The sequence below is a fragment of the Paraburkholderia fungorum genome (genome assembly GCF_902833645.1).
Classification (GTDB): Bacteria; Pseudomonadota; Gammaproteobacteria; order Burkholderiales; family Burkholderiaceae; genus Paraburkholderia; species Paraburkholderia fungorum.
In genome coordinates, this window is sequence record NZ_CADFGE010000005.1 from 288,850 (window position 1) to 313,937 (window position 25,088).

General features: G+C 63.7%; 23 protein-coding genes. 10 read left to right on the plus strand and 13 right to left on the minus strand.

Going from position 1 to position 25,088, the window contains the following annotated elements; translation table 11 throughout:
• Positions 1 to 26 precede the first annotated feature (26 nt).
• On the minus strand, positions 27 to 875 hold the full coding sequence (locus tag HWX91_RS18415) for a (S)-2-haloacid dehalogenase (RefSeq protein WP_028199404.1): 849 nt from the start codon (positions 873 to 875) through the stop codon (positions 27 to 29).
• A 173-nt stretch (positions 876 to 1,048) separates the two neighbouring features.
• On the opposite strand from HWX91_RS18415, the gene HWX91_RS18420 reads away from it, so the two are divergent.
• Positions 1,049 to 1,951, plus strand: a complete 903-nt coding sequence (locus HWX91_RS18420) for a LysR family transcriptional regulator (protein ID WP_028199403.1) — start codon at positions 1,049 to 1,051, stop codon at positions 1,949 to 1,951.
• 201 nt (positions 1,952 to 2,152) lie between these two features.
• Positions 2,153 to 2,587 (plus strand): universal stress protein, encoded by a 435-nt coding sequence (locus HWX91_RS18425; RefSeq protein ID WP_028199402.1) that lies wholly within the window; start codon positions 2,153 to 2,155, stop codon positions 2,585 to 2,587.
• A 257-nt stretch (positions 2,588 to 2,844) separates the two neighbouring features.
• Here the strand turns inward: HWX91_RS18425 and aceA are convergent, their stop codons facing one another.
• From aceA to HWX91_RS18440, 3 genes are all read right to left on the minus strand, one after another.
• Positions 2,845 to 4,149, minus strand: a complete 1,305-nt coding sequence (gene aceA, locus HWX91_RS18430) for an isocitrate lyase (RefSeq protein ID WP_028199401.1) — start codon at positions 4,147 to 4,149, stop codon at positions 2,845 to 2,847.
• Between the two features lie 452 nt (positions 4,150 to 4,601).
• On the minus strand, positions 4,602 to 6,239 hold the full coding sequence (locus HWX91_RS18435; protein ID WP_028199400.1) for a DEAD/DEAH box helicase: 1,638 nt from the start codon (positions 6,237 to 6,239) through the stop codon (positions 4,602 to 4,604).
• Positions 6,240 to 6,718: 479 nt separating this feature from the next.
• Positions 6,719 to 6,988 (minus strand): acyl-CoA-binding protein, encoded by a 270-nt coding sequence (locus HWX91_RS18440; protein WP_028199399.1) that lies wholly within the window; start codon positions 6,986 to 6,988, stop codon positions 6,719 to 6,721.
• 162 nt (positions 6,989 to 7,150) lie between these two features.
• Between HWX91_RS18440 and tsaB the strand changes: the two genes are divergently transcribed.
• Genes tsaB through HWX91_RS18460 form a run of 4 tightly spaced genes read left to right on the plus strand, consistent with a single transcriptional unit; the run spans position 7,151 to position 10,566 of the window.
• Complete coding sequence (gene tsaB / locus HWX91_RS18445; protein WP_028199398.1) at positions 7,151 to 7,963, plus strand: tRNA (adenosine(37)-N6)-threonylcarbamoyltransferase complex dimerization subunit type 1 TsaB; 813 nt, start codon at positions 7,151 to 7,153, stop codon at positions 7,961 to 7,963.
• Positions 7,960 to 8,454 carry a ribosomal protein S18-alanine N-acetyltransferase gene (gene rimI, locus HWX91_RS18450; protein WP_028199397.1) on the plus strand — a complete coding sequence of 165 codons (495 nt, stop codon included), beginning with the start codon at positions 7,960 to 7,962 and terminating at the stop codon, positions 8,452 to 8,454. The genes tsaB and rimI overlap by 4 nt, the downstream gene beginning before the upstream one ends.
• On the plus strand, positions 8,441 to 9,535 hold the full coding sequence (locus tag HWX91_RS18455; protein WP_028199396.1) for a uracil-DNA glycosylase family protein: 1,095 nt from the start codon (positions 8,441 to 8,443) through the stop codon (positions 9,533 to 9,535). The genes rimI and HWX91_RS18455 overlap by 14 nt, the downstream gene beginning before the upstream one ends.
• The gene (locus tag HWX91_RS18460) at positions 9,532 to 10,566 is read left to right on the plus strand and encodes a DUF1853 family protein (RefSeq protein WP_042276561.1); all 1,035 of its coding nucleotides are present in this window, start codon (positions 9,532 to 9,534) and stop codon (positions 10,564 to 10,566) included. The genes HWX91_RS18455 and HWX91_RS18460 overlap by 4 nt, the downstream gene beginning before the upstream one ends.
• Positions 10,567 to 10,730: 164 nt before the next feature.
• On the opposite strand, the gene thiD is transcribed toward HWX91_RS18460, so the two are convergent.
• Positions 10,731 to 11,537, minus strand: coding sequence for a bifunctional hydroxymethylpyrimidine kinase/phosphomethylpyrimidine kinase (gene thiD, locus HWX91_RS18465; RefSeq protein ID WP_028199394.1), 807 nt, complete (start codon positions 11,535 to 11,537; stop codon positions 10,731 to 10,733).
• 55 nt (positions 11,538 to 11,592) lie between these two features.
• Positions 11,593 to 12,900 carry a lysophospholipid transporter LplT gene (gene lplT, locus HWX91_RS18470; RefSeq protein WP_028199393.1) on the minus strand — a complete coding sequence of 436 codons (1,308 nt, stop codon included), beginning with the start codon at positions 12,898 to 12,900 and terminating at the stop codon, positions 11,593 to 11,595.
• A 218-nt stretch (positions 12,901 to 13,118) separates the two neighbouring features.
• Here lplT and alr point away from each other — a divergent pair, with 218 nt between their 5' ends.
• From alr to HWX91_RS18485, 3 genes are all read left to right on the plus strand, one after another.
• Positions 13,119 to 14,189 (plus strand): alanine racemase, encoded by a 1,071-nt coding sequence (gene alr / locus HWX91_RS18475; RefSeq protein WP_028199392.1) that lies wholly within the window; start codon positions 13,119 to 13,121, stop codon positions 14,187 to 14,189.
• A 49-nt stretch (positions 14,190 to 14,238) separates the two neighbouring features.
• The gene (gene radA, locus HWX91_RS18480) at positions 14,239 to 15,615 is read left to right on the plus strand and encodes a DNA repair protein RadA (protein ID WP_028199391.1); all 1,377 of its coding nucleotides are present in this window, start codon (positions 14,239 to 14,241) and stop codon (positions 15,613 to 15,615) included.
• Positions 15,616 to 15,760: 145 nt separating this feature from the next.
• On the plus strand, positions 15,761 to 16,039 hold the full coding sequence (locus tag HWX91_RS18485) for a DUF2866 domain-containing protein (protein WP_028199390.1): 279 nt from the start codon (positions 15,761 to 15,763) through the stop codon (positions 16,037 to 16,039).
• Positions 16,040 to 16,068: 29 nt separating this feature from the next.
• Here HWX91_RS18485 and HWX91_RS18490 read toward each other — a convergent pair whose 3' ends face one another.
• Together HWX91_RS18490 and HWX91_RS18495 are read right to left on the minus strand one after the other, a co-directional pair.
• Positions 16,069 to 17,136: a CaiB/BaiF CoA transferase family protein gene (locus HWX91_RS18490; RefSeq protein ID WP_102857442.1), complete on the minus strand. Its 1,068-nt coding sequence runs from the start codon at positions 17,134 to 17,136 to the stop codon at positions 16,069 to 16,071.
• 223 nt (positions 17,137 to 17,359) lie between these two features.
• On the minus strand, positions 17,360 to 19,294 hold the full coding sequence (locus tag HWX91_RS18495) for an ATP-binding cassette domain-containing protein (RefSeq protein WP_028199388.1): 1,935 nt from the start codon (positions 19,292 to 19,294) through the stop codon (positions 17,360 to 17,362).
• Between the two features lie 135 nt (positions 19,295 to 19,429).
• Here HWX91_RS18495 and HWX91_RS18500 point away from each other — a divergent pair, with 135 nt between their 5' ends.
• Entirely contained in the window at positions 19,430 to 19,909 is a 480-nt protein-coding gene (locus tag HWX91_RS18500) for a glutathione peroxidase (RefSeq protein ID WP_028199387.1), read from the plus strand.
• 112 nt (positions 19,910 to 20,021) lie between these two features.
• On the opposite strand, the gene cls is transcribed toward HWX91_RS18500, so the two are convergent.
• From cls to dapD, 5 genes are all read right to left on the minus strand, one after another.
• A complete protein-coding gene (cls, locus tag HWX91_RS18505; protein WP_028199386.1) occupies positions 20,022 to 21,461 on the minus strand; it encodes a cardiolipin synthase in 1,440 nt (479 codons plus the stop codon).
• Between the two features lie 192 nt (positions 21,462 to 21,653).
• Positions 21,654 to 22,538 carry a 50S ribosomal protein L3 N(5)-glutamine methyltransferase gene (gene prmB, locus HWX91_RS18510; RefSeq protein WP_028199385.1) on the minus strand — a complete coding sequence of 295 codons (885 nt, stop codon included), beginning with the start codon at positions 22,536 to 22,538 and terminating at the stop codon, positions 21,654 to 21,656.
• Between the two features lie 16 nt (positions 22,539 to 22,554).
• On the minus strand, positions 22,555 to 23,694 hold the full coding sequence (gene dapE / locus HWX91_RS18515; RefSeq protein WP_028199384.1) for a succinyl-diaminopimelate desuccinylase: 1,140 nt from the start codon (positions 23,692 to 23,694) through the stop codon (positions 22,555 to 22,557).
• Positions 23,695 to 23,843: 149 nt separating this feature from the next.
• The gene (locus HWX91_RS18520) at positions 23,844 to 24,209 is read right to left on the minus strand and encodes an ArsC family reductase (RefSeq protein WP_028199383.1); all 366 of its coding nucleotides are present in this window, start codon (positions 24,207 to 24,209) and stop codon (positions 23,844 to 23,846) included.
• On the minus strand, positions 24,209 to 25,036 hold the full coding sequence (gene dapD, locus HWX91_RS18525; protein ID WP_027213332.1) for a 2,3,4,5-tetrahydropyridine-2,6-dicarboxylate N-succinyltransferase: 828 nt from the start codon (positions 25,034 to 25,036) through the stop codon (positions 24,209 to 24,211). Before dapD ends, HWX91_RS18520 begins: the two co-directional genes overlap by 1 nt.
• Positions 25,037 to 25,088: the final 52 nt, after the last annotated feature.

The window sequence follows — 25,088 nt, forward strand, 5'->3', positions numbered from 1 at the left end:
GCGTCGTGGAATCCAGGCAATAGCCGTCACGCGCCAGGGCTGTGGCGCGGGCGGCTGCCGCCGGGATTGCCGGTGCCGCTATTGCGGTTGGGCGACGCGAGAGACTTCAAAAAAGCGAGCAGATCGTTCATGCCTCCGCCTGCGCCGTGCGGCGTAACGCCTAGTTCTTCGGCGGGTGCGTTTTGCCGGTTAAGCCAGAAAGTGGTGAAGCCGAACCAGCTCGCGCCAGCCACGTCCCAGCCGTTCGACGACACGAAGACGATCTCGCGCGGCTCGGCGCCGAAGGCTTGTGTGCCGAGCGAGTAGGCTGCGGGCGAGGGTTTGTACGCGCGTACGGTATCGACGGACAGAACATGGTCGAACAGGCGCGTCATGCCGGCGCTCTTCACGGCAATGTCGAGCATTTGCGGATTGCCGTTCGAGAGGATCGCGAGACCGGGCGTCGCAGTTACCATCGGCGCGGTTTTGCCGCCCGCAGGCGCAGGCGTGGAGGCGGACAACGGCGACGGTGCGTCGCGCAACTGGCGCAGTGCGGGGACGGCATCGGGAAAAGCGGACAGGCACGCGTATTCGTCCATCAGACGCTTTTCCGCCGCGCGGCCCAGCGTGAGATGCAGTTTCCTGGCGGAGAAGCGCAAGGCGTCGAGCGTGATGTCCCAGAACGGCCGGTAGTGCGCGCCCGGTGCGCCGGCCGGATCGGCGAGGGTGCGCAACTGCGTGTATTCGATCTGTTTCTGGCGCCACAACTGCGAAAGCGCGTCGCCCTGGCCCGGGAACATTTGCTCCGCGGCAGCGATCACCGAATGCACGTCGAAAAGCGTGCCGTAGGCGTCGAAAATCACTGCTTTGGGGAAAGGTGTCGTTGTGGCCGACATTGCCGTGCACTCCATTAGAGGTCAGGACGGATTGTATTAGTGATGGTATGCGCTAAAAAAGAGGCTAAAGATCACTTGATCTTTTACTTTCATCCACCTAATCTGACGCGCACCGACCACTTTCCCGCGCAGTCCCAGAGGACTTCCTTCGGGGCATTGCGGCTCCACTGCCCATGGACCGTTTCAAGCAGATCGAAACTTTCGTTACCGTCGCGGCCAAGGGCAGCCTGTCGGCTGCGGCGCTCGCCGAGGGCGTCGCGCCCGCCATCATTGGCCGCCGTATCGATGCGCTGGAAGAACGCCTCGGCGTCAAATTGCTTGTGCGGACCACTCGAAAGATCACGCTGACCTTCGAAGGCTCGGCGTTTCTCGAGGATTGCCAGCGCGTCATTCACGACATGCAGAACGCCGAAGCCAGCGTGTCGGCCGGGGGCGTGAAGGCGAGCGGCCATTTGCGCCTGTCGGCGCCGGCCGGGTTTGGACGCAGGCATGTTGCGCCGTTGGTGCCTGCCTTCACCGTCGCCCATCCGGATGTGTCGATTACGCTCGACCTGTCCGACCGGCTGGTTGATCTCGTCAACGAGGGCTTCGACTGCGCCGTGCGTTTGGGGGAGTTGCCGGATTCGTCCCTGGTGTCGCTCAAGCTTGGCGAGAACCGCCGCGTGTGTGTGGCTTCGCCGTCGTATCTGAGCCGGCGCGGCTCGCCGCACACACTGGCCGATCTCGCGCACCACAACTGCCTGGCGCTCGGTGCGAGTGCCAACCAGCAGCGTGGCTGGATGTTCCAGCAGGGCGACAAGGTCGTGTCGATCAAGGTGTCCGGCACGATGGAATGCTCGGATGGCGCCGTGCTGCACGAGTGGTGCCTTGAGGGTTACGGGCTCGCGTGGCGTTCGTGGTGGGAGGTCGGCGCGGATATCGCGGCCGGGCGCCTCGTCAGCGTGCTCGACGAGTTCGCCGCGCCGCCGATCGGCATCCATGCGGTGTTTCCGCAACGCCGGCATTTGCCGCTGCGGGTGCGTCTGTTTCTGGACTTTCTCAAGCATACGTACGGCCATCCTGATTACTGGAACTGACGCCGGCCGCGGTGCCGCATAGGTGCAAGGTGGCGCGACTGCGCCCCGCACCATCCGTGCAGCGGGTTTCCGATATGCGGACAGACCCGCACGATGGCCTTGCGCTCATTTCTGCGACCTACAATCGATTGGAGCGGCTTCCATACCGAACCTCGTCGGACGCTGACGCCGCGCTGCACGAAGCCGGCGACGGAGGGCATCATGTTCAGGCACATCCTGGTTCCGACCGATGGTTCAGACCTGTCGCGCAAAGCGATAGACGGCGCCATCGACCTCGCGCAGGCGGTGGGCGCTCGCGTTACCGCCTACGCCTGTTTGCCGCAGTATCCGTACTCCCCATTCTCCGACGTGGTGATCGAGCCGCCGGTCGAGTTTTTGCAACGCAGCGAGCGTGAAGCACGGGTGCATCTGCGGGAAGTGGAGCTGGCCGCGCGCCGTGTCGGTGTCGCATTCGATAGCCGCACCAGCGTGCATCCGGCACCGTATCTCGGCATCATCGAAGCCGCGGAGCAGGGTGGCTGCGATGTGATTTTCATGGCTTCGCATGGGCGGCGCGGTCTCGGCAGCCTGCTGATCGGCAGCGAGACGCAACGGGTCCTGACGCATACGAAGATTCCCGTGATCGTGTACCGCTAGGCGGCCCGCGCACGATTCGCATCGCTGACAGGCACGGCGTAAAAAAACGCGCCGGCGATGAGGCCGGCGCGTCCTGTGTTCGCCGCACAATCCATTGCGCTGGCTTTGTCTCCACTGCCGCCATCACTCCCAGATTCCAACCATCAGGACAGACGGCGTTCCAGCCCTGATGGCTTCAGTCCTCCCTGAAGGCGGCCCTCTGGCGGGGCCGCTTTGTCGTCTGCCTTGCCGTTTCCGCGATCAGAGCGCCGGATGCCTTAAGCAACCTTCTTGTCGAAGAACTGTTCGTCCTCCGTCGAACCGTGTAGCGCGGTCGTCGATGCATCGCGCTCGACCGTTTGCGTCACGGCGTCGAAGTAGCCGGTGCCGACTTCGCGCTGATGCTTGACCGCGGTGAAACCCTTTTCAGCCGCAGCGAATTCAGCCTGCTGCATTTCGACGAACGCCGTCATCTGGTTGCGGGCATAGCCGTGCGCCAGGTTGAACATCGAGTAGTTCAGCGCGTGGAAGCCGGCCAGCGTGATGAACTGGAACTTGTAGCCCATCGCGCCGAGTTCGCGCTGGAACTTGGCGATGGTTGCGTCGTCCAGGTTCTTCTTCCAGTTGAACGACGGCGAGCAGTTGTACGACAGCAGTTGATCCGGGAATTCCTTGTGGATCGCGTCGGCGAATTTCTTCGCGAACTCGAGGTCCGGCTTGCCGGTTTCGCACCAGATCATGTCGGCGTACGGCGCGTAGGCGAGACCACGCGAGATTGCCTGCTCCAGACCCGGCTTCGTGCGGTAGAAACCTTCCACCGTGCGCTCACCCGTCAGGAACGGCTTGTCGTTGTCGTCCACGTCCGACGTGATCAGGTCGGCGGCTTCCGCGTCGGTGCGAGCCAGCAGCACGGTCGGCGTGCCGGAGACGTCGGCGGCCAGACGCGCGGCCGTCAGCTTGGCGATGTTTTCGCGGGTCGGCACGAGCACCTTGCCGCCCATGTGGCCGCACTTCTTCACCGAAGCCAACTGGTCTTCGAAGTGCACGCCGGCCGCGCCCGCTTCGATCATCGCCTTCATCAGTTCGAACGCGTTCAGCACGCCGCCGAAGCCGGCTTCCGCGTCGGCCACGATCGGGGCGAAGTAGTCGATATAGCCTTCGTCGCCCGGATTCTTGCCTTCCGACCACTGAATCTGGTCAGCGCGCGTCAGCGTATTGTTGATGCGCTTCACGACGAGCGGCACCGAGTTCGCCGGATACAGCGACTGGTCCGGGTACATTTCACCGGCCACGTTCGCGTCGCCCGCCACTTGCCAGCCCGACAGGTAGATCGCCTTGAGGCCGGCCTTGACCTGTTGCATCGCCTGGTTGCCGGTCAGCGCGCCGAGCGAGTTCACGAACGGCTCGTTATTGACGCTTTCCCACAGCTTTTCCGCGCCGCGCTTGGCAAGCGTGTGTTCCACTTGCAGCGAGCCGCGCAGACGGATCACGTCTTCGGCCGTGTACGTACGCTTCACGCCTTTCCAGCGCGGATCGGTTTCCCATTGCTGTTGAAGTTGTTTGGCTTGTTGTTCGCGCGACATGGTGTGCTCCTTGGTTGCCTGTAATGGATAGGGTGACTCTTTGTCTTCGTCGAAGCGTTTGACCGTTTAAGGCGTTTCGTTTCGTGAAGTCTTATATAAGAGTCTAGGCAAATCGGTTGTCGCGCAATAGCGGGCGGGGAGCGTTTTTTGAATATTTATTTTTATTTAAAATCAATTGCTTGGCGGTACTGTTCCACATTAAGAAACGTCTTTTTCCATCTTGCAATAGGGCGTCTTGTGCCGTGCAGCACGATTTTTTACGACGCAAAAAATTTTTTCACATCGTGAAATATTAATGGTCGCCGAAGTACGGACGAAAAAAAACCGGCGCCTGAGCACCGGTTTCTTCTGACCGACGGACCGCATGGAGGCCATCCGGGTCATTTCAGGCCGCGTTACGCACTGAATGAGCTGCGTGAATGCGCTTGCCTGATGACTGCTGGGTCGCTTGCTTAGCTGCCGCGACGCGCCGTACGCGGACCGTCGCTGCGGCGTGCGCCGTAGCCGCCGTCACGCGAACCACCGCCGAAGCCGCCTTCACGCGAACCGCCACCGAAGCCGCCGTCACGTGAACCGCCGCCAGCCGACTTGCCGGCCCAGCCGCCGCCATTGCCGCTACCGCTGCGTGAACCGCCGCCGTTACCAGCCGGCTTGCCTGCGCCGCTGCCGAAGCGACGGCCACCGCCATTGCCACCGCCCGGACGGCCACGGCCGCCAAAGCCAGGACGGCCACCGCCCGACGGAGCCGACTTGCGCGGCTCGAAGCCAGCGACGACGTTGACCGGCAGCGGGGTGCGCACGAAACGCTCGATGCGCTTGAGCGCGCCTTGTTCCGCGTGGTGCACGAGGCTCACTGCGATACCCGAGCGGCCAGCACGGCCGGTACGGCCGATACGGTGCACGTAGTCTTCAGCGAACTTCGGCAGGTCGTAGTTGAACACGTGCGTGATGCCCGGGATGTCGATACCACGAGCCGCGACGTCCGTTGCCACCAGCACGCGCACACGACGCTCGCGCAATGCCTTGATGGTGCGGTTACGCGCGCCTTGCGGCAGATCGCCGTGCAAAGCAGCCGATTCGAAACCGGCGTCGGCCAGACGGCCAGCCAGTTGGTCAGCGTCCATCTTGGTTGCCGTGAAGACGATGGCCTGGTCGAGGCCTTCGTCACGCAGCAGATGGTCAAGCAGACGATCCTTATGATCGCGGTCGTCAACATAGTGGACGGTTTGCGCGATGTTGGTGCGTTGTTCGAGGCGTTGAACGATCTCGATACGTTCCGGATCCTTCAGCAGGCGGCCGGTCAGCGAACCGATCTTGCCGTCGAGCGTGGCCGAGAACAACATGGTTTGACGCGAAGCCGGCGTAGCCGCCACGATCGTTTCGATGTCTTCGATGAAGCCCATGTCGAGCATGCGGTCAGCTTCGTCGAGCACGAGGATCTGCAGTTGCGACAGATCGATCCGGCCGCGTTCCAGGTGGTCGATCAGACGGCCCGGCGTGGCAACCAGAATTTCCGGGTTCTTTGCCAGCAGCATCAGCTGTTGACCGTAAGCGACGCCGCCCAGAATGCTGACGGTGCGCAGACGCTTGAGGTGCTTGCCGTACGTGGCAGCGGCGGTGGTGACCTGCATCGCGAGTTCGCGGGTCGGCGTCAGAACCAGCATGGTCGGACGGGCAACCGGTTGCGGGCGGCGCGTGCGGGCGCCGTCAGCCGGACGCGGTTCGCGCGGTTGGCTGGCTTGCGCCTTTTGCAGTTGTGAGAAACGTTCGATCGCGGGCAGCATGAACGCGGCGGTCTTGCCCGAACCGGTCGGGCTCGAGACCAGCAGATCGCGGCCGGCGATGCCGGCGGGGATCGCGCGTTGCTGAACCGGAGTCGGGGTTTGATAGCCAGCGGCGGTCAGCGCGGAGACGACGTCCGGGGACAGACCGAGCGACGCGAACGACGGGCCGGCGGGCGCGGCGGCTTCTGCGGCGACAGCTTCCGGAGCGGCAGCGACGGCTGCGGCTTGTGCGGGTGCGTCGGCTAGACCGAGGGCTTGATCGGCGATGGCGTTCAACGGGCTGCTGGGGGTATTGCTCGAAGTCATGAGAATCCTTGGTAAATCCTTGGTACACACGGAATTAAAACGTCGGCGCCAATCGGCATACCCAAGTCGTCGGATTCAGCGAGCAAAGAAGCAGCGAGCAAATCGAAAAACGGGGGCAGCTCGCGACAATAAAGGCGAGCTTTTCGTTAGAAGCTGTATCGGATGCGACATGCCAACACGGCGTGCCGCCAGCCTGGGACATGATCGCCCGTAGGGGGCTAGGCAGGAGGGGACAGGTTCTAAACTGGATTGGAGCTAAACGCTACGAGGCGCTGCGCCGCAAGGGCCGCTAGAGGAAAGCCGGGCAAAGCAGTGAAGCGCAGGCAGTATTGTATAGAGTTTTGTTGCACTGCGCCACCGTTAAGATATTTCCTGGCGGAAAACTTTGCCTTCACGGCTTGGCCGGCTGCGCTGGGACAGGCTTTGGGCTTTCCCAGCCGTCGATCCGGCCGGCCGCTGTTTTCCGCCGTCGGGCCGGCTCAGGCCGACGCGCCGCTTTTCAGCGATTCGACGAGGTCGACGTATTGCTGCTTCGCGGCGTCCTGAGCGGTGCCTTTGAGCGCGGCCCACGCATCGTACTTGTATTTGCCGACGATATCGGTGAAACCCGGTTTGTCGCCGCGGACGTCGCCGTCGGTAGCCTGCTTGAAGAGGGCGTAGAGGCGCAAAAGAGTGAGGTTGCCGGGACGCTCGGGCAGCTGCTTTGCATCTTCCTGGGCCTGGACGAATTGCGCGTTGATGTCTGTCATGGTGATTTTGCCCGGCTGGCGGGGTTGGTTTTGGCTGGGCCGATGATCATAACAACTGCGTGCTGCCGCGGGGCCGAGGGCTTATTCCAAATATTCGGCGCCGCCTCGCGCGGCAAATCCAAAACCGCATCTGCATGCGCCGTGCCGATTACAATACGGTCCATGACTCAAACTGTGCTTCTTGCCCTCGATACCTCGACCGAATTCTGCTCGGTAGCGCTCCTGTCCGCCGTCGGCGATGCCGCAAGCGGGGCCGCGATTCCTGATCGGGCCGAACCGCGAATCTGGGTGCGCCACGAGCAAACCGGCGCGGTGTCCAGTACGCGCCTGCTGCCCGCCATTCGCGAACTTTTCGACCAAGCCGGTCTGAAACTGGCAGATTGCAACGCCATTGCCTTCGGCTCCGGCCCAGGATCGTTCACCGGTCTTCGTACCGCGACGGGCGTCGCTCAGGGCCTCGCATTCGGCCTGAATCTGCCGGTCGTGCCGATCAGCACGCTGCTGGCCTGCGCGGAGAGCGCCCGGCGGCGCGATCCGTCGGCGACCCGCGTGCTCTCTGCGCTCGATGCCCGGATGGACGAGATTTACTGGGCCGACTACGCATGGGATACCGCGCTCGGCGAATGGCGCACGTTGCAGCCGGCATCGCTGGACGCGCCGGAACGGCTTGTTTTGCCCGACGTCCCCTTTACGCTCGCAGGCAATGCGGCGGCGGCTTTCGGTGCGCGGCTGCCCGCGGTTGCCGCGGCGCGAACCGTCGATAGCGAAGCGCTGCCGCACGCGGTGCCGCTTGCGCACGCGGCATTGCGCGCACTTCGCGCCGGCCGCACCGTGCCCGCCGATCAGGCCGCACCGGAATACATTCGCGACAAGGTAGCCCAGACCACGGCGGAGCGCGTGGCCGAGAAAGCCGCCAAGGCCGGGCAGGCCGCCAGCCTGGCGCATGACACGCATCAAGGCGAGGGCCGGCAATGAGTGGCGTGTTGCTGGCGGACCGCTATATGTCGCCGATGACCGAAGCCGATCTGGACGAGGTCGCGGCCATCGAAAAAATTGCCTACGAATTTCCCTGGAGCCGCGGTAATTTCGGCGATTCGTTGCGCAATGGTTATTTCGGCATCTGTCTGCGTCACGTAACGGGCACGCTGATCGGTTATTGCGTGCTGATGCCGGTGGTCGATGAAATGCACCTGCTCAATTTGTGTGTGGCGCCTGCCGCGCAAGGCGCCGGTGCCGGGCTTGCGCTGCTGCGCGAAGCGGTGCGCATCGCCCGCGCGGAAAAACTCGAAGGCATGCTGCTCGAAGTGCGGCCGTCGAATCATCGGGCGATCCGGCTTTATGAGCGCTTTGGCTTTGCGTCGATTGGCCGGCGCAAAAACTATTATCCGGCGCGGCATCGCAGCCGGGAGGACGCCATCGTGATGCGTTTCTCGTTTGCCACGGAGGGCGCAGATGGCGCTGCATGAATCGGTACTGGAAGAGTTCGGACTCGCGCCGCTGTGGGTCCGTCGAGGTATGTCGGCGGCGCAGGAGCACGTGGTTGAAGCCGGCCTCGAGCAGGGCGCCGGCGCGTTAGCGAATCAGGCGGCACCGCTCGATGAGCCGCGTGTGGCGGCGCGTCAAGCGTCGCCGGCTGCATCTGAGCCGGAGCGCCGGCAGGCAGTGCCCGTGGCTGACGCATCGCGGCCTGCGACGCTTGTGAGCGAAGCGCCCCGAGGCGATGCCATACCGGCGCAGGACGAACGTCGCGCAGCGCCACCCGCGCAGGACCAGATTCACGAACAGGCGCAACGGCGGATGCAGGCGCCAGCCGAAGCGCGTCAGCCGACGAGACAGCCGTCGCGAACACCGGAGCCGCCGGCGTTCGACGCTCCGCCCGACGACGATTTCGCATGGTTCGACGATCAGCCTGCTCACGCGTCCGTTGAAGCGCGTCACGAGACCCCGGAGCCCGCCGCGATCCAGACGCTCGACTGGGACGCGCTGAGCGAGCGGGTCGCCCACTGCGAGCGCTGCCGGCTGTGCGAGAAACGCACGAACACGGTATTCGGCGTCGGCGATCGCAATGCCGACTGGATGCTGATCGGCGAAGCGCCCGGCGAGAACGAAGATCGTCTGGGCGAGCCGTTCGTCGGCCAGGCCGGCAAGCTGCTCGACAACATGTTGCGTTCGCTCACGCTCGCGCGTGACAGCAACGTCTACATCGCCAACGTGATCAAGTGCCGCCCGCCGGGCAACCGCAATCCCGAACAGGATGAAGTCGCGCGTTGCGAGCCTTATCTGCAACGCCAGGTCGCGCTGGTCAAGCCTAAGCTGATCGTCGCGCTTGGCCGCTTCGCCGCGCAAAGTCTGCTCAGGACCGAGGCGAGCATTTCGTCGCTGCGCGGCCGCGTGCACGAATATGAAGGAGTACCGGTGATTGTCACCTATCACCCGGCGTATCTGCTGCGCAGCCTGCCCGACAAGGCGAAGGCCTGGGCGGACCTGTGCCTCGCGCGCGACACGTGGCTCGCGGCGGGCGGCGTGCCGTCCGGCGTGGCAAAGTGACGGAGGCGAGCGGGCCGGCTGCGCGTGTTGCTGCCGCGCCGAGCCCATCCGCTGCGATTCTAGGGACTTTGCTCGACACCTTGCGCGTGCCGGCCGTGCGCGATCTCGCCTGGCTGCTGCTCAGCGCCGATTTGTTGCGCGCGCAACCACCGGTCGGCGCACTCGCCAGCCCTTTCGGCTCGTCGCAGGAAGCGGCGGCGACCGTTGACTGGTTACGCGCGCTGGATGCCGAGCCGTCCGATTTGCAGCGTGAGCTCGCCGCCACGCGTATCGCCCGTCTTGGCCGCTACGCCGAGCGGCTCCTTGGATGGTTCCTGCAACATGGGCCGGCGGCGCGTCTGGTCGCTGCCGGCGTACCGTTGCGGCGCTCGGGCGTGACGCTGGGCGAATGCGATTTTCTGGTGCAGACGCGGCACGGTGCGCGCCTGCATTGGGAGTTGGCGGTGAAGTGCTATCTGCATGCGGGCGAGGGTGGCTCGCAGTCGCCAGCGCGATTAGCCGATTACGTCGGTCCAAATCTGAAGGACCGCTTCGATCTGAAGCTCGCGCATGTGCTGAATCATCAACTGCCGTTGAGCGCGCGTGAAGAGTTTGCCTCGGTCGGCTATGCAGGGCCGTGGACGCCGCAGATGTTTATCAAGGGCTGGCTGTTCTATCGGGCGGGCGAAACGCCTGCCGATCCTGCCGAACTCGATCCGTCGCACGAACGAGGCTGGTGGGTCACACGCAGCGACTGGCCGGACTTTGCCGCGGCGCATGCGCGGATATGGCGCGTGTTGCCCCGGTTGGAATGGCTTGCGCCGCGGCGTCATGAGCAGGGTGAAGTGCAGGCTCTCGCATTCGCCTTTGTCGATCCGCAGAAGCTGGCAGAGCAAACGTCATCCCAGCACGGGCCGACCATGGTCGCCGCGTTTGCTGCCGATAGCAGCGGCAAGCTGATCGAATTTTCGCGTGGTTTTATCGTGCCGGACACGTGGCCCGAGTTGGCGCAGGCCTATGCGCGGCAGCCGCAGGAGTTACGGGCGTCGTAGAAATCGCGCGCGTCACGGAAGGCGCGAGAGGTGCGAGAGGTGCGAGAGGTGCGAGAGCCGCAGGAACCGCGGGAAAATAGGGCGGCCGCCAGCATTAGCGGCCTGAAGCCGGCTGTTACACCTCTACGCCCATCGCCGCCGCGAGGCCAAAGCGCTTTCGCCTCTCACCACCACCGATAAAAATGATGCACCGGCCCAACGCCGCTGCCCACGTCGAGCCGGTCGCTCGCCTGCAACGCGCCGGTCAGGTACAGCTTGGCGTCAGCGACCGCGCTTGCCAGATCGGCGCGCTGGGGAATCAGCGCCGCAATCGCCGACGACAGCGTGCAGCCCGTCCCATGCGTATTCTTCACCGGCACGCGCGGGCCGCCCAGGCGCAGCGTCCCGCTATCCTGAACGAGCCAGTCGGGACTGTCCGCCGCGCTCAGATGGCCACCCTTCATCAGCACCGCCCGCGCGCCAAGCGCGCGCAGCGCTTCACCCTGTTCGACCATGGCGGCTTCATCGGTGGCCGCCTGCACACCTAGCAAGGCTGCGGCTTCCGGCAGATTGGGCGTCAGCAGGTCGGCCAGCGGCAACAACTCGTCGCGCACGGCCGCGACCGCATCCGGCAGCAGCAGCGCGTGATTGCTCTTCGAAATCATCACCGTGTCGAGCACGACGTGCTTCGGCTTGTGCCGCCGCAGCGCGTCGGCGACCGCACGCGCAATCTGCGCATTCGCCAGCATGCCGATTTTCACGGCGTCGATACGGATGTCGTCGAACACCGCATCGAGTTGCGCGGTCACGAAGGCGGCGTCCGGCGCATGAATCGCCGTGACGCCACGCGTGTTCTGTGCCGTGAGCGCGGTGATCACGCTCGCGCCGTAGGCGCCGAGCGCCGAGAAAGCCTTCAGATCGGCCTGAATGCCGGCGCCGCCGCCGGAATCGGAACCGGCGATCGTCAGCACATTGGGAATGGATTGAGTCATGGCAAAACGAGGAAAGGAGAGAGGCGCGGACAGGCAGTGCGCTGCCCGGCGCGGTTCAATGCTTGACTTCGCCGATCAGCGCGACCGAATCGAACGCGCGCTGATTCGCCTGGTGGCGCCGCATGACCAGCCACATCATCAGGCAGACGAAGGTGCCGAATAGCACGATGACCGCCGTGACCGGCACGTCGAGCCAGACCAGCACGGCATACAGGCACAGCATCACGAGCACCGAGAGATTTTCATTGAAATTTTGCACGGCGATCGAGTGACCCGCCGACAGCAGCACGTGGCCGCGATGTTGCAGCAGCGCATTCATCGGCACGACGAAAAAGCCCGACAGGCCGCCGACGATCATCAGGAAAATATACGCGACGATCAGATAGCCCGGCACGTGCACGCGGCCAAAATACAGACCCCAATGGGCGGGGAACAGATTGCGCGTGTAGAAGGCCATCAGCATCACGGCGATGCCCATCATGATGCCGACCGGCAGCACCGTCAGCGACTTCTTCAGCGGGACGCGCGAGGCCGCGAAAATTGCGCCGGCCGCCACGCCCACGGCCACGACCGCCTGCAGAATCGCGGCTTCCGAAAGCGACATGTTCAACTGCACCTCGGCCCACTTCAGCACGATGAATTGCAGCGTCGCGCCGGCGCCCCAGAAAAGCGTGGTGACGGCGAGCGAGATCTGGCCGAGCTTGTCGCGCCACAGCACCAGAAAGCAGTCGGCGAAATCGGTGACCAGCTTGATCGGCCCGCGTTCCTGTTTCGGATAGCGCGCGCCGGTGTCGGGAATGCGCAGATTGAACAACGCCGCGATCACGTAGATGGCCATGATCACCAGCATCGCCGCTTCGGCGGGCGTGTTCACGGTGGGAATGTGATGCCGCAGGATAGGCGCGGCGATGTGCGGACTGATGAGCGCGCCGCCGAGCACGGTGCCGAGAATAATCGAGCCGACCGTGGTGCCCTCGATCCAGCCGTTCGCCGCGACCAGCCGGTCAGGCGGCAGCAGTTCGGTAAGAATGCCGTATTTGGCGGGCGAGTAAGCCGCCGCGCCGAAGCCCACGATGCCATAGGCGAGCAAGGGGTGGGCGCCGACCAGCATCGTGATGCAACCGACTACCTTGATGGTATTGGTGATGAACATCACGTTCCCTTTCGGGCGGGAATCCGCGAAGGCGCCTACGAAGGCAGCCAGAACGACGTACGACAGCACAAAGAACAACTTGAGCAGCGGCGTCATCCAGTTTGGGGCGTGAAGATCTTTCAGCAGTGCGATAGCGGCGATCAGAAGCGCATTGTCGGCCAGCGACGAAAAAAATTGCGCGGCCATGATGGTGTAAAAACCTTTTTTCATCTGATGCGATGCTGTCCTCGCTGCGGTCTGTCCGCCCCGGCCGCGTGCTGGGCGTCCGGGCTTATACCGTTCGAAATGGGTTGTGCGCACGGCTTTATATCACGAAAATAGCTGAATTCGGACTAGCAAAATCCTTGATCGCACCGCCCAGCGGGCTATCGAGCGTTGAAAACGCCCTGTAAGCTCCTGATTCGCAAGCGTCTTTACGAAAATTACCTATGCCGCGCCCGCTCTCAGCCACGATTCATACCTCCGCACTCGCCAATAATCTCGCCGTCGCCCGGCGCTATGCGCCGAAATCCAAAATCTGGGCTGTGGTCAAGGCGAATGCCTATGGACATGGCCTTGCGCGCGCTTTTCCGGGGCTGCGCGCCACCGACGGCTTTGGTTTGCTGGACCTCGAAGAAGCCGTGAAGTTGCGTGAATTGGGCTGGGCCGGGCCAATTCTCTTGCTCGAAGGGTTCTTTCGTCCGACCGATATCGACGTAATCGACCGCTACAGCCTCACCACGGCGCTGCATTCGGACGAACAACTGCGCATGCTCGAAATGGCGCGCCTGTCCAAGCCCGTCAATATCCAGTTGAAGATGAACACCGGCATGAATCGGCTCGGCTACACGGTGGAAAAATTCCGCTCGGCGTGGGAGCGCGCACGGGCCTGCCAGGGCGTCGGCCAGATCACATTGATGACACATTTCTCGGATGCCGACGGCGAGCGCGGCATCGCCCATCAGATGGAAGCGTTCGAGCGCGGTGCGCAAGGCATTGCGGGGGCGCGCAGTCTGTCGAATTCCGCGGCAACGCTGTGGCATCCGGCCGCGCACTTCGACTGGGTGCGACCGGGCATCATGCTGTACGGCGCGTCACCCTCGGGTGTGACGTCGGCGATTGCCGGCACCGGCCTGCAACCGGCCATGACGCTCACCTCCGAACTGATCGCCGTGCAGACGCTTGTCGAAGGCAATACGGTCGGCTACGGGTCGGCGTTCAAGGCGCGCGCGCCGATGCGCATTGGCGTGGTGGCCTGCGGCTACGCGGACGGTTATCCACGGGTCGCGCCGGAAGGCACGCCGGTGATCGTCGACGGTGTGCGTACGCGGATCGTCGGGCGGGTATCGATGGACATGCTGACGGTCGACCTCACACCGATCCCGACGGCCAACATCGGCTCGCGTGTCGAGTTGTGGGGCAACGCACTGCCGATCGACGACGTCGCGCAGGCGTGCGGTACGATCGGCTACGAGCTGATGTGCGCGGTCGCGCCGCGCGTCCCGGTGCGTGCGGAGTAAGGCACGGCAAGCGTATCAATCCAAAGAACAGCAACACAGGCAAGGGCGCGTGGCTAAACAGAAGACGTTGTACATATGCAGTGAATGCGGCGGTCAATCGCCGAAGTGGGCCGGGCAGTGCCCGTCATGCAATGCGTGGAACACGCTGGTGGAATCGGTCGCGGAAGCGCCGTCCACCCATCGCTTCCAGTCGCTCGCGAAGAGCGCGCCGGTGCGGCGTCTCGCCGATATCGAAGCGTCCGACGTGCCGCGCTTTTCGACCGGTGTCAGCGAGTTCGATCGTGTGCTCGGCGGCGGTCTCGTGCCGGGCGGCGTGGTGCTGATCGGCGGCGATCCGGGTATCGGCAAATCGACGTTGCTGCTGCAGTCGCTCGCGGAAATTGCCGCGGACAAACGCGCGCTTTATATCAGTGGCGAAGAATCTGCCGCGCAGATTGCGTTGCGCGCACAACGGCTTTCATTGCTCGAACCTGGCTCGAAGGCCAGCGAGCTGCAACTGCTGGCGGAAATCCAGCTCGAGAAAATCCAGGCGACCATCGCCGAGCAGCGGCCTGACGTCGCGGTGATCGACTCGATTCAAACCGTTTATTCCGACGCGCTGACCTCTGCCCCCGGTTCGGTTGCGCAGGTGCGTGAATGCGCGGCGCAATTGACGCGCATCGCCAAACAGTCGGGCACCACGATCATCATGGTCGGCCATGTCACCAAGGAAGGGGCGCTCGCCGGGCCGCGCGTGCTCGAGCACATCGTTGATACGGTGTTGTATTTCGAGGGCGACACGCATTCGTCATACCGGCTGGTGCGGGCGATCAAGAACCGCTTCGGCGCGGTCAACGAACTCGGCGTGTTCGCGATGACCGAGCGTGGCTTGCGCGGCGTGGCCAATCCGTCGGCGTTGTTTCTCTCGCAGCACGAGCAATCCGTGCCGGGGTCCTGCGTGCTGGTGACGCAGGAAGGCACGCGGCCGCTGCTGGTCGAAGTGCAGGCGCTGGTTGACGCGGCCAATGCGCCAAACCCACGGCGCCTCGCGGTAGGGCTGGAACAGAATCGCCTTGCGATGCTGCTGGCGGTGCTGCATCGGCATGCCGGCATCGCCTGTTTCGACCAGGACGTATTCCTGAACGCCGTGGGCGGCGTGAAAATCACCGAGCCTGCAGCGGACCTGGCCGTTTTACTCGCAATCCATTCTTCCATGCGTAACAAGCCGCTGCCCAAGGGGCTTGTGGTATTCGGGGAAGTGGGTCTCGCCGGCGAAATCCGGCCCTCGCCCCGTGGGCAGGAGCGTCTTAAAGAAGCGGCCAAGCTGGGTTTTTCAGTCGCGGTCATTCCGAAGGCCAACGCGCCGAAGCAGCCCATCGAAGGCTTACAGGTTGTTGCTGTCGAACGGATCGAGCAGGCTATCGACAGGGTCCGCACGCTTGACTAGACGGGGGTTTCAGCGCCTGCGGGCGCTGGTGCAAACGTAATGGGCCGTAAACATCGCCAGATTGTCTGTAACCTGTCCGCCATTCCTTTTTTCTAAGCTGTGAAGGTATTGCATCCGTTCTGATGCCGAAAAAAGGGATTGCGCCTTGAAACAGTCATATGAAACGGTGGCCGAGCGGCCGATGCAGGTGCGCGGCTGCCGCGTCTCCGAGCCGATTCGCCAGCCTTGGGGCGACGCTTGCCGGATTGTCGAGTGGATCGACACGACCGGGCAGATTTCGCGCCGGGTCGTGGCCGAAGACGTCACCGCCGCCGAAGTGCGCGCCACGATCAACCGTCACGTGGAAGGCCGCAAGCATTTCCTGTACGACGACGAAAAATCGCCGCGCCAGGTCTTGCCGCGGCAAACGGCGGTGCGGCGCTGAAGCGCTGAGATTTTGGGGGGCGATTTGGCCTACACTCGGGCGAGGGTCGCCCCAGTGTCGTTGCCGTCTTTATCGTCGCTGTCTTTGCCGTCGCTCATAGCCGCATACGCCTGAGGATTGAATAGAGGGTGCTGCGCAGCTTCCGCCGGCGTCAGCACCGGCGAGACGCAGCAGTCCAGCGACTCCAGCAGCAGTACCCATTCCTCCAGCGGGCGCTTGCCGATGAGATCGGCCAACTCCTGCGTCAACGCGCTGGCGTCCGGGCCGCCAATTGCCTGGCCGAGGCTCCAGTGACGCGTCGCCCATTCAGGCCGGTCCAGCGCCATGCACAGCGTTTCCCAGAACTTCAATTCGAGCGCGCCGACCGCGAGCCAGCGATTGTCGAGCGTCCGATACAGGTTGTAGCAGGGCACGCCGCCGTTCAGCAGACCGGCCCCTGCGACTGGAGCCAAGCCCTCGTTGGCGAGCGCCACCTGCGCGACGACGTTGTGCGCATATGTGACGTGCGTCATCGATATATCGACGAAGCGGCCAGAGCCGCCGCGCGATACATGCCATAACGCGGCGAGAATCTGCGTTACCGCGCTTAATGCGCCGCCGAGCAGGTCGGCAATCTGGAAGTTCGGCAGAATCGGCACGCCGTCGCGGCTTGCCAGTTGATCGAGCACGCCCGCGTAGCCGATATAGTTCAGATCGTGTCCGGGATGGTCGACAAACGGACCGCTCGCGCCATAACCGGTGATCGCGCAGTAGACCAGCCGCGGATTGAGCGCGCGCAGCGTTTCGTAGCCGATACCGAGACGCTCCATTACGCCGGGCCGGAAACTCTCGATCAGCACATCGGCTTCGGCTGCGAGCGCGCGCAGCACGTTGCGTCCGGCTTGCGATTTGAGGTCGAGGCGCGTTTCGCGCTTGCCGCGATTCACCAGCCGGTAAAACGCGCCAGGGCGGCCTGCCACCCGGTCGCTCGACGACTGCATCATCGTGCGGGTGGGGTCGCCTGCGCCGGGCGCTTCGATTTTCAGCACGTCGGCGCCGAGTTCGGCAAGCCGCAAGGCGGCGACCGGGCCGGGCAGCAGGCGCGTCAGATCCAGCACGCGCAGGCCTTGCAGCGGCGCAGGTGCCGCCGTTTTTACCGAGGTCGCAGCCGACGGCCCGGCTGAAGGCCCCGGCGAGGATTCAGATGAGGACTCGGGTGAGGACCCGGCTGAAGATCCCGACGGAGACTCAGATGAAGACCCAGATGAAGACGCAGACGGGCTCACGGGTGACAAGGGCTACCTCCGATCGATGCCGGCGCGGTCCAGCAACAGCCTGCCGCTAGCCGATTTGTTCGAGTTCCTCGTGAGTCTCGAGCCATTCGGCTTCGAGCGCTTCGAGGCGCGCGTTCACATCTGCCTGACGGCGGATCGCTTCCGTCAGTTTGTTCTTCTGCTCGGGCTCGTAACTGGCCGGATCGACGACGAACGCATCAAGCGTCGCCTTTTCCGCGTTGAGCGCGTCCATTTCCTTTTCGATCTTCGTAATGCGGCTTTGCAGCGGCTTTTTCAGGTGCGCGAGCTTCTGGCGCGTTTCCGCTTCGAGGCGGCGTTGCTCCTTGCGATTGACGCCGCTGTCCGCACCTTCCGCGTTGTTCGACGCCGTGCCTGCTTTCAGCGCCGCGCGTTGTTCCGCGGCGTGCTGGAGCAGCCAGTCGCGGTAGTCGTCGAGGTCGCCGTCGAATTCCTGCAGGCGGTGTTTGGCGACCAGCATGAACACGTCGGTGGTGGCGCGCAGTAGATGCCGGTCGTGCGACACCAGAATCAGCGTGCCCTCGAATTGCGCGAGCGCCATGGTCAGCGCGTGACGCGTTTCGAGATCCAGGTGGTTGGTCGGCTCGTCGAGCAACAGCAGATTCGGCTTCTGCCAGATGATCAGTGCAAGCGCCAGGCGGGCCTTTTCGCCGCCCGAGAAGGGCGCGATTTTTGAGGTCGCCATCTCGCCGGAAAAGTTGAAACTGCCGAGGAAATCGCGCAATTCCTGTTCGCGCGTATCCGGCGCGAGGCGTGCGAGATGCTGCAACGGCGTGTCGTCGGGACGCAGGGTTTCGAGCTGGTGCTGCGCGAAGTAGCCGATACGCAATCCCTTGCCTTCGCGCACACGGCCGCCGAGCGCTTCGAGCGTGCCGGCGAGCGTTTTGATCAGCGTGGATTTGCCCTGACCGTTCGCGCCCAGCAGGCCGATGCGCTGGCCGTTCTGGATTGACAGCGTCACATGGTCGACGATCGGAATTTCACCGTCTTCACTCCGATAACCGCAGCGCACGTCCTCCATCACCATCATCGGATTCGGCGCGGAATCGGGCGTGCGGAATTCGAACGTGAAAGGCGAAGACGCGTGCGCCGGCGCGATCAGCTCCATTTTCTCGAGCGCTTTCACACGGCTCTGCGCCTGACGCGCCTTGGTGGCCTGCGCCTTGAAACGGTTGATGTAGCTCTGCAAATGCTCGACCGTGCGCTGCTGCTTCTCATACGCGCTTTGCTGCAACGCGATTTGTTGCGCGCGCAGAATCTCGAATTGCGAATAGTTGCCGCCGTAGCGCTTGATCTGTTGATGCTCCAGATGCAGCGTCACATTGCAGACCGAATCGAGAAATTCGCGGTCGTGCGAGATGACGATCAGCGTGCCCGGATAGCGGTGCAGCCAGTCCTCGAGCCAGACGATCGCGTCGAGATCCAGGTGGTTGGTCGGTTCGTCGAGCAGCAGCAGGTCGGAGCGGCACATCAGCGCCTGCGCCAGATTCAGCCGCATGCGCCAGCCGCCCGAGAAACTGCTGACCGGCTCGCGCGTTTGTTCGAGCGTAAAGCCGAGCCCGAGCAACAAGGCTTCAGCGCGGGCGGGCGCGGTGTAGCCGTCGGCGTCGGCGAACGCGGCGTGTGCTTCGCCTTCGGCTGCACCGTCATGCGCGGCCGAGGCTTCGGCGATGCGCGCTTCAATGGTGCGCAAAGCGGCGTCGCCGTCGAGCGTGTAGGCGAGGGCGGTCTTGTCCGCGGCGGGCGTTTCCTGCGCGACGTGGGCGATCTGCCAGGTCGGCGGGATCGAAAAGTCGCCGCCGTCCGCATGCAGTTCGCCGAGCAGCACGGCAAACAGCGTCGACTTGCCCGCGCCATTCGCTCCCACCAGACCGGCCTTCTCGCCAGGGTTGAGGGTGAACGTGGTGTTTTCAAACAGCGGCTTGGTGCCGCGCGCGAGGCTGAACTGGTTAAAGCGGATCACGAAGAGGCCGACTGAAGAAAACCGCTATTTTAGACTGCCGGGGCTGACACCGGGCGCCCGGCCGGGATCGGCCATTCGGCCGACTGTACCGGCGCGGCTTTTGGCATAGACTGACGGCTTTCACGGGGAGAGCACATGACATCGATTTATTCGTTTTCGGCACGCACGCTGGGCGGCGAGGAAGTGAGTCTCGAGCGCTATCAAGGCAAGGTCTTGCTGATCGTCAATACGGCAAGTGAATGTGGCTTCACGCCTCAGTACGCGGGTCTGCAAAAGCTCTATGACACCTACGCGGCGCGCGGCCTCGCGGTGCTGGGTTTTCCGTGCAACCAGTTCGGCAAGCAGGAACCGGGTGACGCTGCGCAGATCGGCAGTTTCTGCGAAAAGAATTACGGCGTGACCTTCCCGATGTTCGAGAAGATCGACGTGAACGGCGCCAATGCGCATCCGCTGTTTCGCTATCTGACGGGCGAGGCGCCGGGTCTGCTGGGGCTCGAAGCGATCAAATGGAATTTCACCAAGTTCCTGATCGGCCGCGACGGCAATGTGGTGAAGCGCTATGCGCCGCTGACCAAGCCTGAGGCGATTGTCGAGGACATCGAAAAGCTGCTGTGACGTGTGCCGAAGCAGGGCACTTCGGCGCGGTTGAACGCGGATCAAGCTGGCGCTGAAGAACCGGGTGCGAGCCGGCGCCTGCGCCGATCCCGCTGGCGCGGCAGCAGGGAGGCTACAGAATCGGCGAGAACAGCCGCGCCACGTGCATCAGCACGCGCCGCAGCGCGCTCGCATTGCGGTACTCGTTGCGGTCGATTTCGAGCGACTCCGCGAAGTCCTTGAGCAGCATCGCTTCGACTTCTTTGGCGAAGCCGCGGTCCACGGTCAGCACCATGATTTCGAAGTTCAGCCGGAACGAGCGGTTGTCGAGATTGGCGCTGCCGATAGCCGCCGCCACGCTGTCGATCAGCACGACCTTCTGATGCAGGAAGCCCGGCTGGTAGCGGAAGATGCGGATGCCCGCGCGCAGCGAATCGTAGGCATACAGTTTCGAAGCGGCGAACACCACGCGGTGATCGCGCCGGCACGGAATCAGAATGCGCACGTCCACGCCGCGTAGTACGGCGAGTCGCAGCGCGGCGAATACGGCTTCGTCGGGCACAAGATAAGGGGTGGTGATCCAGATCCGCTCGCGCGCCGCATTGATCGCCTCGACGAAAAACAGCGAACAGGTCTCCTGCTTGTCGGCTGGGCCGCTCGGCATGACGAGGCAGTGCATGCCCTCGTCGGCGGGCTGGGAGGCCGGCATGGCGAAATCGGGTAGCTGTTGGGTCGCCCAGTGCCAGTCCTCGGTGAACACGAACTGGATGCTGGCGACGGCCGGGCCGCGCACTTCGATATGCGTATCGCGCCATGGCGACAATGGCGGCTTGTTGCCGAGATATTCGACGCCCACGTTATGTCCGCCGACAAACGCGCGCTCGCCGTCCACCGAGACGATCTTGCGGTGATTGCGGAAGTTTAGCTGCAGGCGGTTGACGAAGCGGCGATTGGTGGCGAACGGGTGTGTCTCCACGCCGGCCGCGCGCAGCGCCGCCACGTAGCGGTGGGGCAGGTCGAAGCTGCCGATGCTGTCGTACAGGAAGTAGACACGCACGCCTTGCTGGGCCTTTGCGATCAGTGCGTCTTTGAGCATTTCGCCGAGCGCGTCGTCGCGCACGATGAAGAACTGCACGATCACGTAATGGCGAGCCCCTTCGATCGCTTCGAAGATGGCCTCGAAGGTTGCCGCGCCGTTCACGAGCGTGCGTACGGAATTGCCCGGCAGGAACGGCATGCCCCCCAGGCGTGTCAGCGAATGCACGAGCCGCGCGCCAAGTTCCTGCGTGGGCAACCCTGCGGAGGAAGCCTGCGTATCCCATACCTGAGGATGCGCGCGCGTGCGCAGCAATTCGTTTTCGACGCGGCGGGCGTCCGCGTAACCCTGAAACTTGCTGCGGCCGAGAAACAGATACGGCACCAGCGTCAGATACGGCATGGCAACCAGCGACACCGCCCACGCGATCGCGCCTTGCGACGTACGGGTGTACAGAATCGCGTGGCACGCCGCGACCAGTCCGAGGATATGGGCGAGGGCGACTAGCGGGCCGATATGAAGCAGGTCGAATTGCATAGGCGGTTGACGGGTTGGCGAAGCGCCGCCGCGGCTACTCGATGGCGCCGCGCACAGCAGACCGGGCCCATCTTACCGAACGCGGGTGTGTTGGGGGAGTGACTGACGTGCAACCCACAGGTCACCCATAAGCAAAACGCGCGGCAGGCACCGATTGCCTGCCGCGCGTGTCGAGGATGCTGCAATAAAACGTCAGACGGGCAGATCCGCGGCCTGAATCAGGAATACGTTATCGTCGCCGGCGCTTGTCGATAGCCACACCAGATCGAGGCCGCCGAAGGCTGCTTCGACGTTTGCGCGCTCGTTACCGATCTCGACCACCAGCACGCCGTCTTCGGTCAGCCAGTTACGTGCTTCGGCGATGATCCGGCGCACGATATCCATGCCGTCCGGCCCGCCTGCCAAAGCCATGTCCGGCTCGTGCTTGTACTCGGCGGGCAGTTCCTGCATGGAAGCGGCGTTCACATACGGCGGATTGCTGATGATCACGTCGTAGCGGCGCTCGGCGAGCGGCGCGTACAGGTCGCCTTCGAACAGGGCGATGCGATCGTCGAGATGGTAGTCCGCGACGTTGCGTGTGGCGACTTCGAGAGCCGGGGCGGAGAGGTCGACCGCGTCGATATCCGCATTCGGGAACGCGTGCGCCGCGAGAATCGCCAGGCAGCCGGAGCCGGTGCACAGTTCCAGCACTGCGCCCACCTGCTCGGGATCTTCCACATACGGTTGTAGCCCGTCCTGCAGCAATTCGCCGATGAACGAGCGCGGCACGATCACGCGTTCGTCCACGTAGAAGCGAAAGCCGTGCATCCACGCTTCCTGCGTGATGTAGGCCGCCGGCACGCGCTGGCCGGCGCGGCGCTCGATCACATTCAGCACGGCGTCGATTTCGGCCGCGGAAAGACGTGCGTCGAGAAACGGTTCAAGCAGGTCGAGCGGCAGATGCAGCGTATGCAGGATCAGATAAGCGGCTTCGTCGTAGGCGTTGGCCGAGCCGTGGCCGAACGACAACTCGGCCTGGTTGAAGCGCGACACCGCGAAACGCAGCAGGTCGCGAACAGTGGAAAACGGGAGCGTCATCGCGGAAATTCCTTGGTCAGGCGATCAGTTGTTCGAGCACGCGGCGATACACGTTCTTCAGCGGCTCGATGTGTGCGACTTCGATATGTTCGTCGATCTTGTGGATGCTGGCGTTCAGCGGGCCGAATTCGATTACCTGCTCGCAGATGCGGGCAATGAAGCGACCATCCGAGGTGCCGCCGGTGGTCGACAGTTCCGTCGTGACACCGGTTTCGTCCTTGATCGCTTTGGCCAGCGCGTTCGACAGATCGCCGCGCGGCGTGAGGAACGGCAGGCCGCTCACGCTCCATTTCAGGTCGTATGCGAGGCCGTGCCTGTCGAGGATCGCATGGACGCGAGCCTGCAGGCTTTCCACCGTGCTGGCCGTGGAGAAGCGGAAATTGAACATCACGTCCGCGTGGCCGGGAATCACATTGGTCGCGCCGGTGCCGCTATGAATGTTCGAAACCTGCCAGGTGGTGGGCGGGAAATACTCGTTGCCGTCGTCCCAGCGTTCGGCCACCAGTTCGGCCAATGCGGGCGCGAGCAGGTGCACCGGGTTTTTCGCCAGATGCGGGTAGGCGATATGCCCTTGCACGCCCTTGACGATCAGCGTGCCCGACATCGAACCGCGCCGGCCGTTCTTCACCATGTCGCCGAACTGCGCGCTCGAGGTCGGTTCGCCGACGATGCAGTAGTCCATGCGCTCGCCGCGCGCCTGCAGCGCTTCGACAACCTTGACGGTGCCGTCGGTCGCGGGACCTTCTTCGTCGCTGGTAATCAGGAATGCGATCGAGCCGCGATGCGCGGGGTGCGCCGCGACGAACTCCTCGCTCGCCACCACGAAGCCGGCAATCGACGTCTTCATGTCCGCCGCGCCGCGGCCGTAGAGCTTGCCGTCGCGATGGGTCGGCTCGAACGGCGCCGAGTGCCATTGTTCGAGCGGGCCGGTCGGCACGACGTCCGTGTGGCCGGCGAAGGCGAGCAGCTTGCCGCGCGTGCCGTCGACGCCGCGTTTGACGGCCCACAGGTTGGTCACGCCATTCGATTCGATCGTCTCGTGCTCGAAGCCGAGCGCGGACAGGCGTTCGATCAGCAGACGCTGGCAGTGCTGGTCATCAGGCGTCACAGAGGCGCGTGCGATCAGTTGTTCGGTAAGGGCGAGGGTGCCGGACATGGATTCAGTGCTAGCCACGTTGAAATGAAAAAATGCCGGCTGGCGGTTGGACACCGCAGCCGGCAACAGCTTTTAAGCGACGCGGCGAGGCCGCGCTTTACTGCTGGTTGCTACTCGTTGCTGCTCGTTGCGTTTTCGATCTTCGCAAATCAGGCAAACAGCGCCGCGTATTCGTCCGCGGAAAAACCGAGCGACTTGACCCGGCCGTTGACCACCAGCACCGGCCGCTTGATCACCGACGGCTTGTGGATCATCAACGCGATCGCGCCCGGTTGCGTGTCCGCCGCCGCCTTCATGTCGTCGGACAGGCCGCGCCACGTCGTTCCGCGACGGTTCAGCAGCGCGTCGAGCTTCACGTCCTTGAGCCAGTCCTGCACCAGCGGCTCGGTCACGCCGTGTTTCTTGAAGTCGTGGAATTCAAACTCGACGTTATGCTCTTCGAGCCACACACGGGCCTTCTTCACGGTGTCGCAGTTCGGGATGCCGTAGACGACGGTTTTGGTGCCGCGTGCCATCAATCGCCTCGCAGCAGCTCGTTCAGGCCGACCTTCGCACGGGTCTTGGCGTCGACCTTCTTGACGATCACCGCGCAGTAGAGGCTGTGCGAGCCGTCCTTCGACGGCAGGTTGCCCGCCACCACCACCGAGCCCGCCGGAATGCGGCCGTACGTCACTTCGCCGGTTTCGCGGTCGTAGATCTTGGTGCTTTGGCCGAGGTACACGCCCATCGAGATCACCGAGTTTTCTTCGACGATCACGCCTTCCACCACTTCCGAACGCGCGCCGATGAAGCAGTTGTCCTCGATGATGACCGGGTTGGCCTGCAGCGGTTCCAGCACGCCGCCGATGCCCACGCCACCCGACAGGTGGACGTTCTTGCCGATCTGCGCGCACGAGCCGACGGTGGCCCACGTGTCGACCATCGTGCCTTCGTCCACGTAGGCGCCGATGTTGGTGTACGACGGCATCAGCACGACGTTCTTCGCGATGAACGAACCGCGGCGCGCGATGGCGGGCGGCACCACGCGGAAGCCGCCGGCGGCGAAGTCTTCAGCGGTGTAGTTGGCGAACTTCGACGGCACCTTGTCGTAGAACTGGGAGTAGCCGCCAGCGGGCATCGGCGCGTTGTCTTCCAGACGGAACGACAGCAGTACGGCTTTCTTCAGCCACTGATTGACGACCCAGTCGCCGTCCTTCTTTTCGGCCACGCGCAGCGCGCCCTTGTCCAGTTGCTCGATGGCGTGGGCGACGGCTTCGCGCACGTCGGCCGGGGCGGCCTTCGGCGACAGTTCGGCGCGGTTTTCCCAGGCGGTATCAATGATCTGCTGAAGTTGTTGCGACATATGCGTGCTTTTCTGAAGAGTTGAAGTCTGAAGAAGGGAGTGCGGTGCGCGG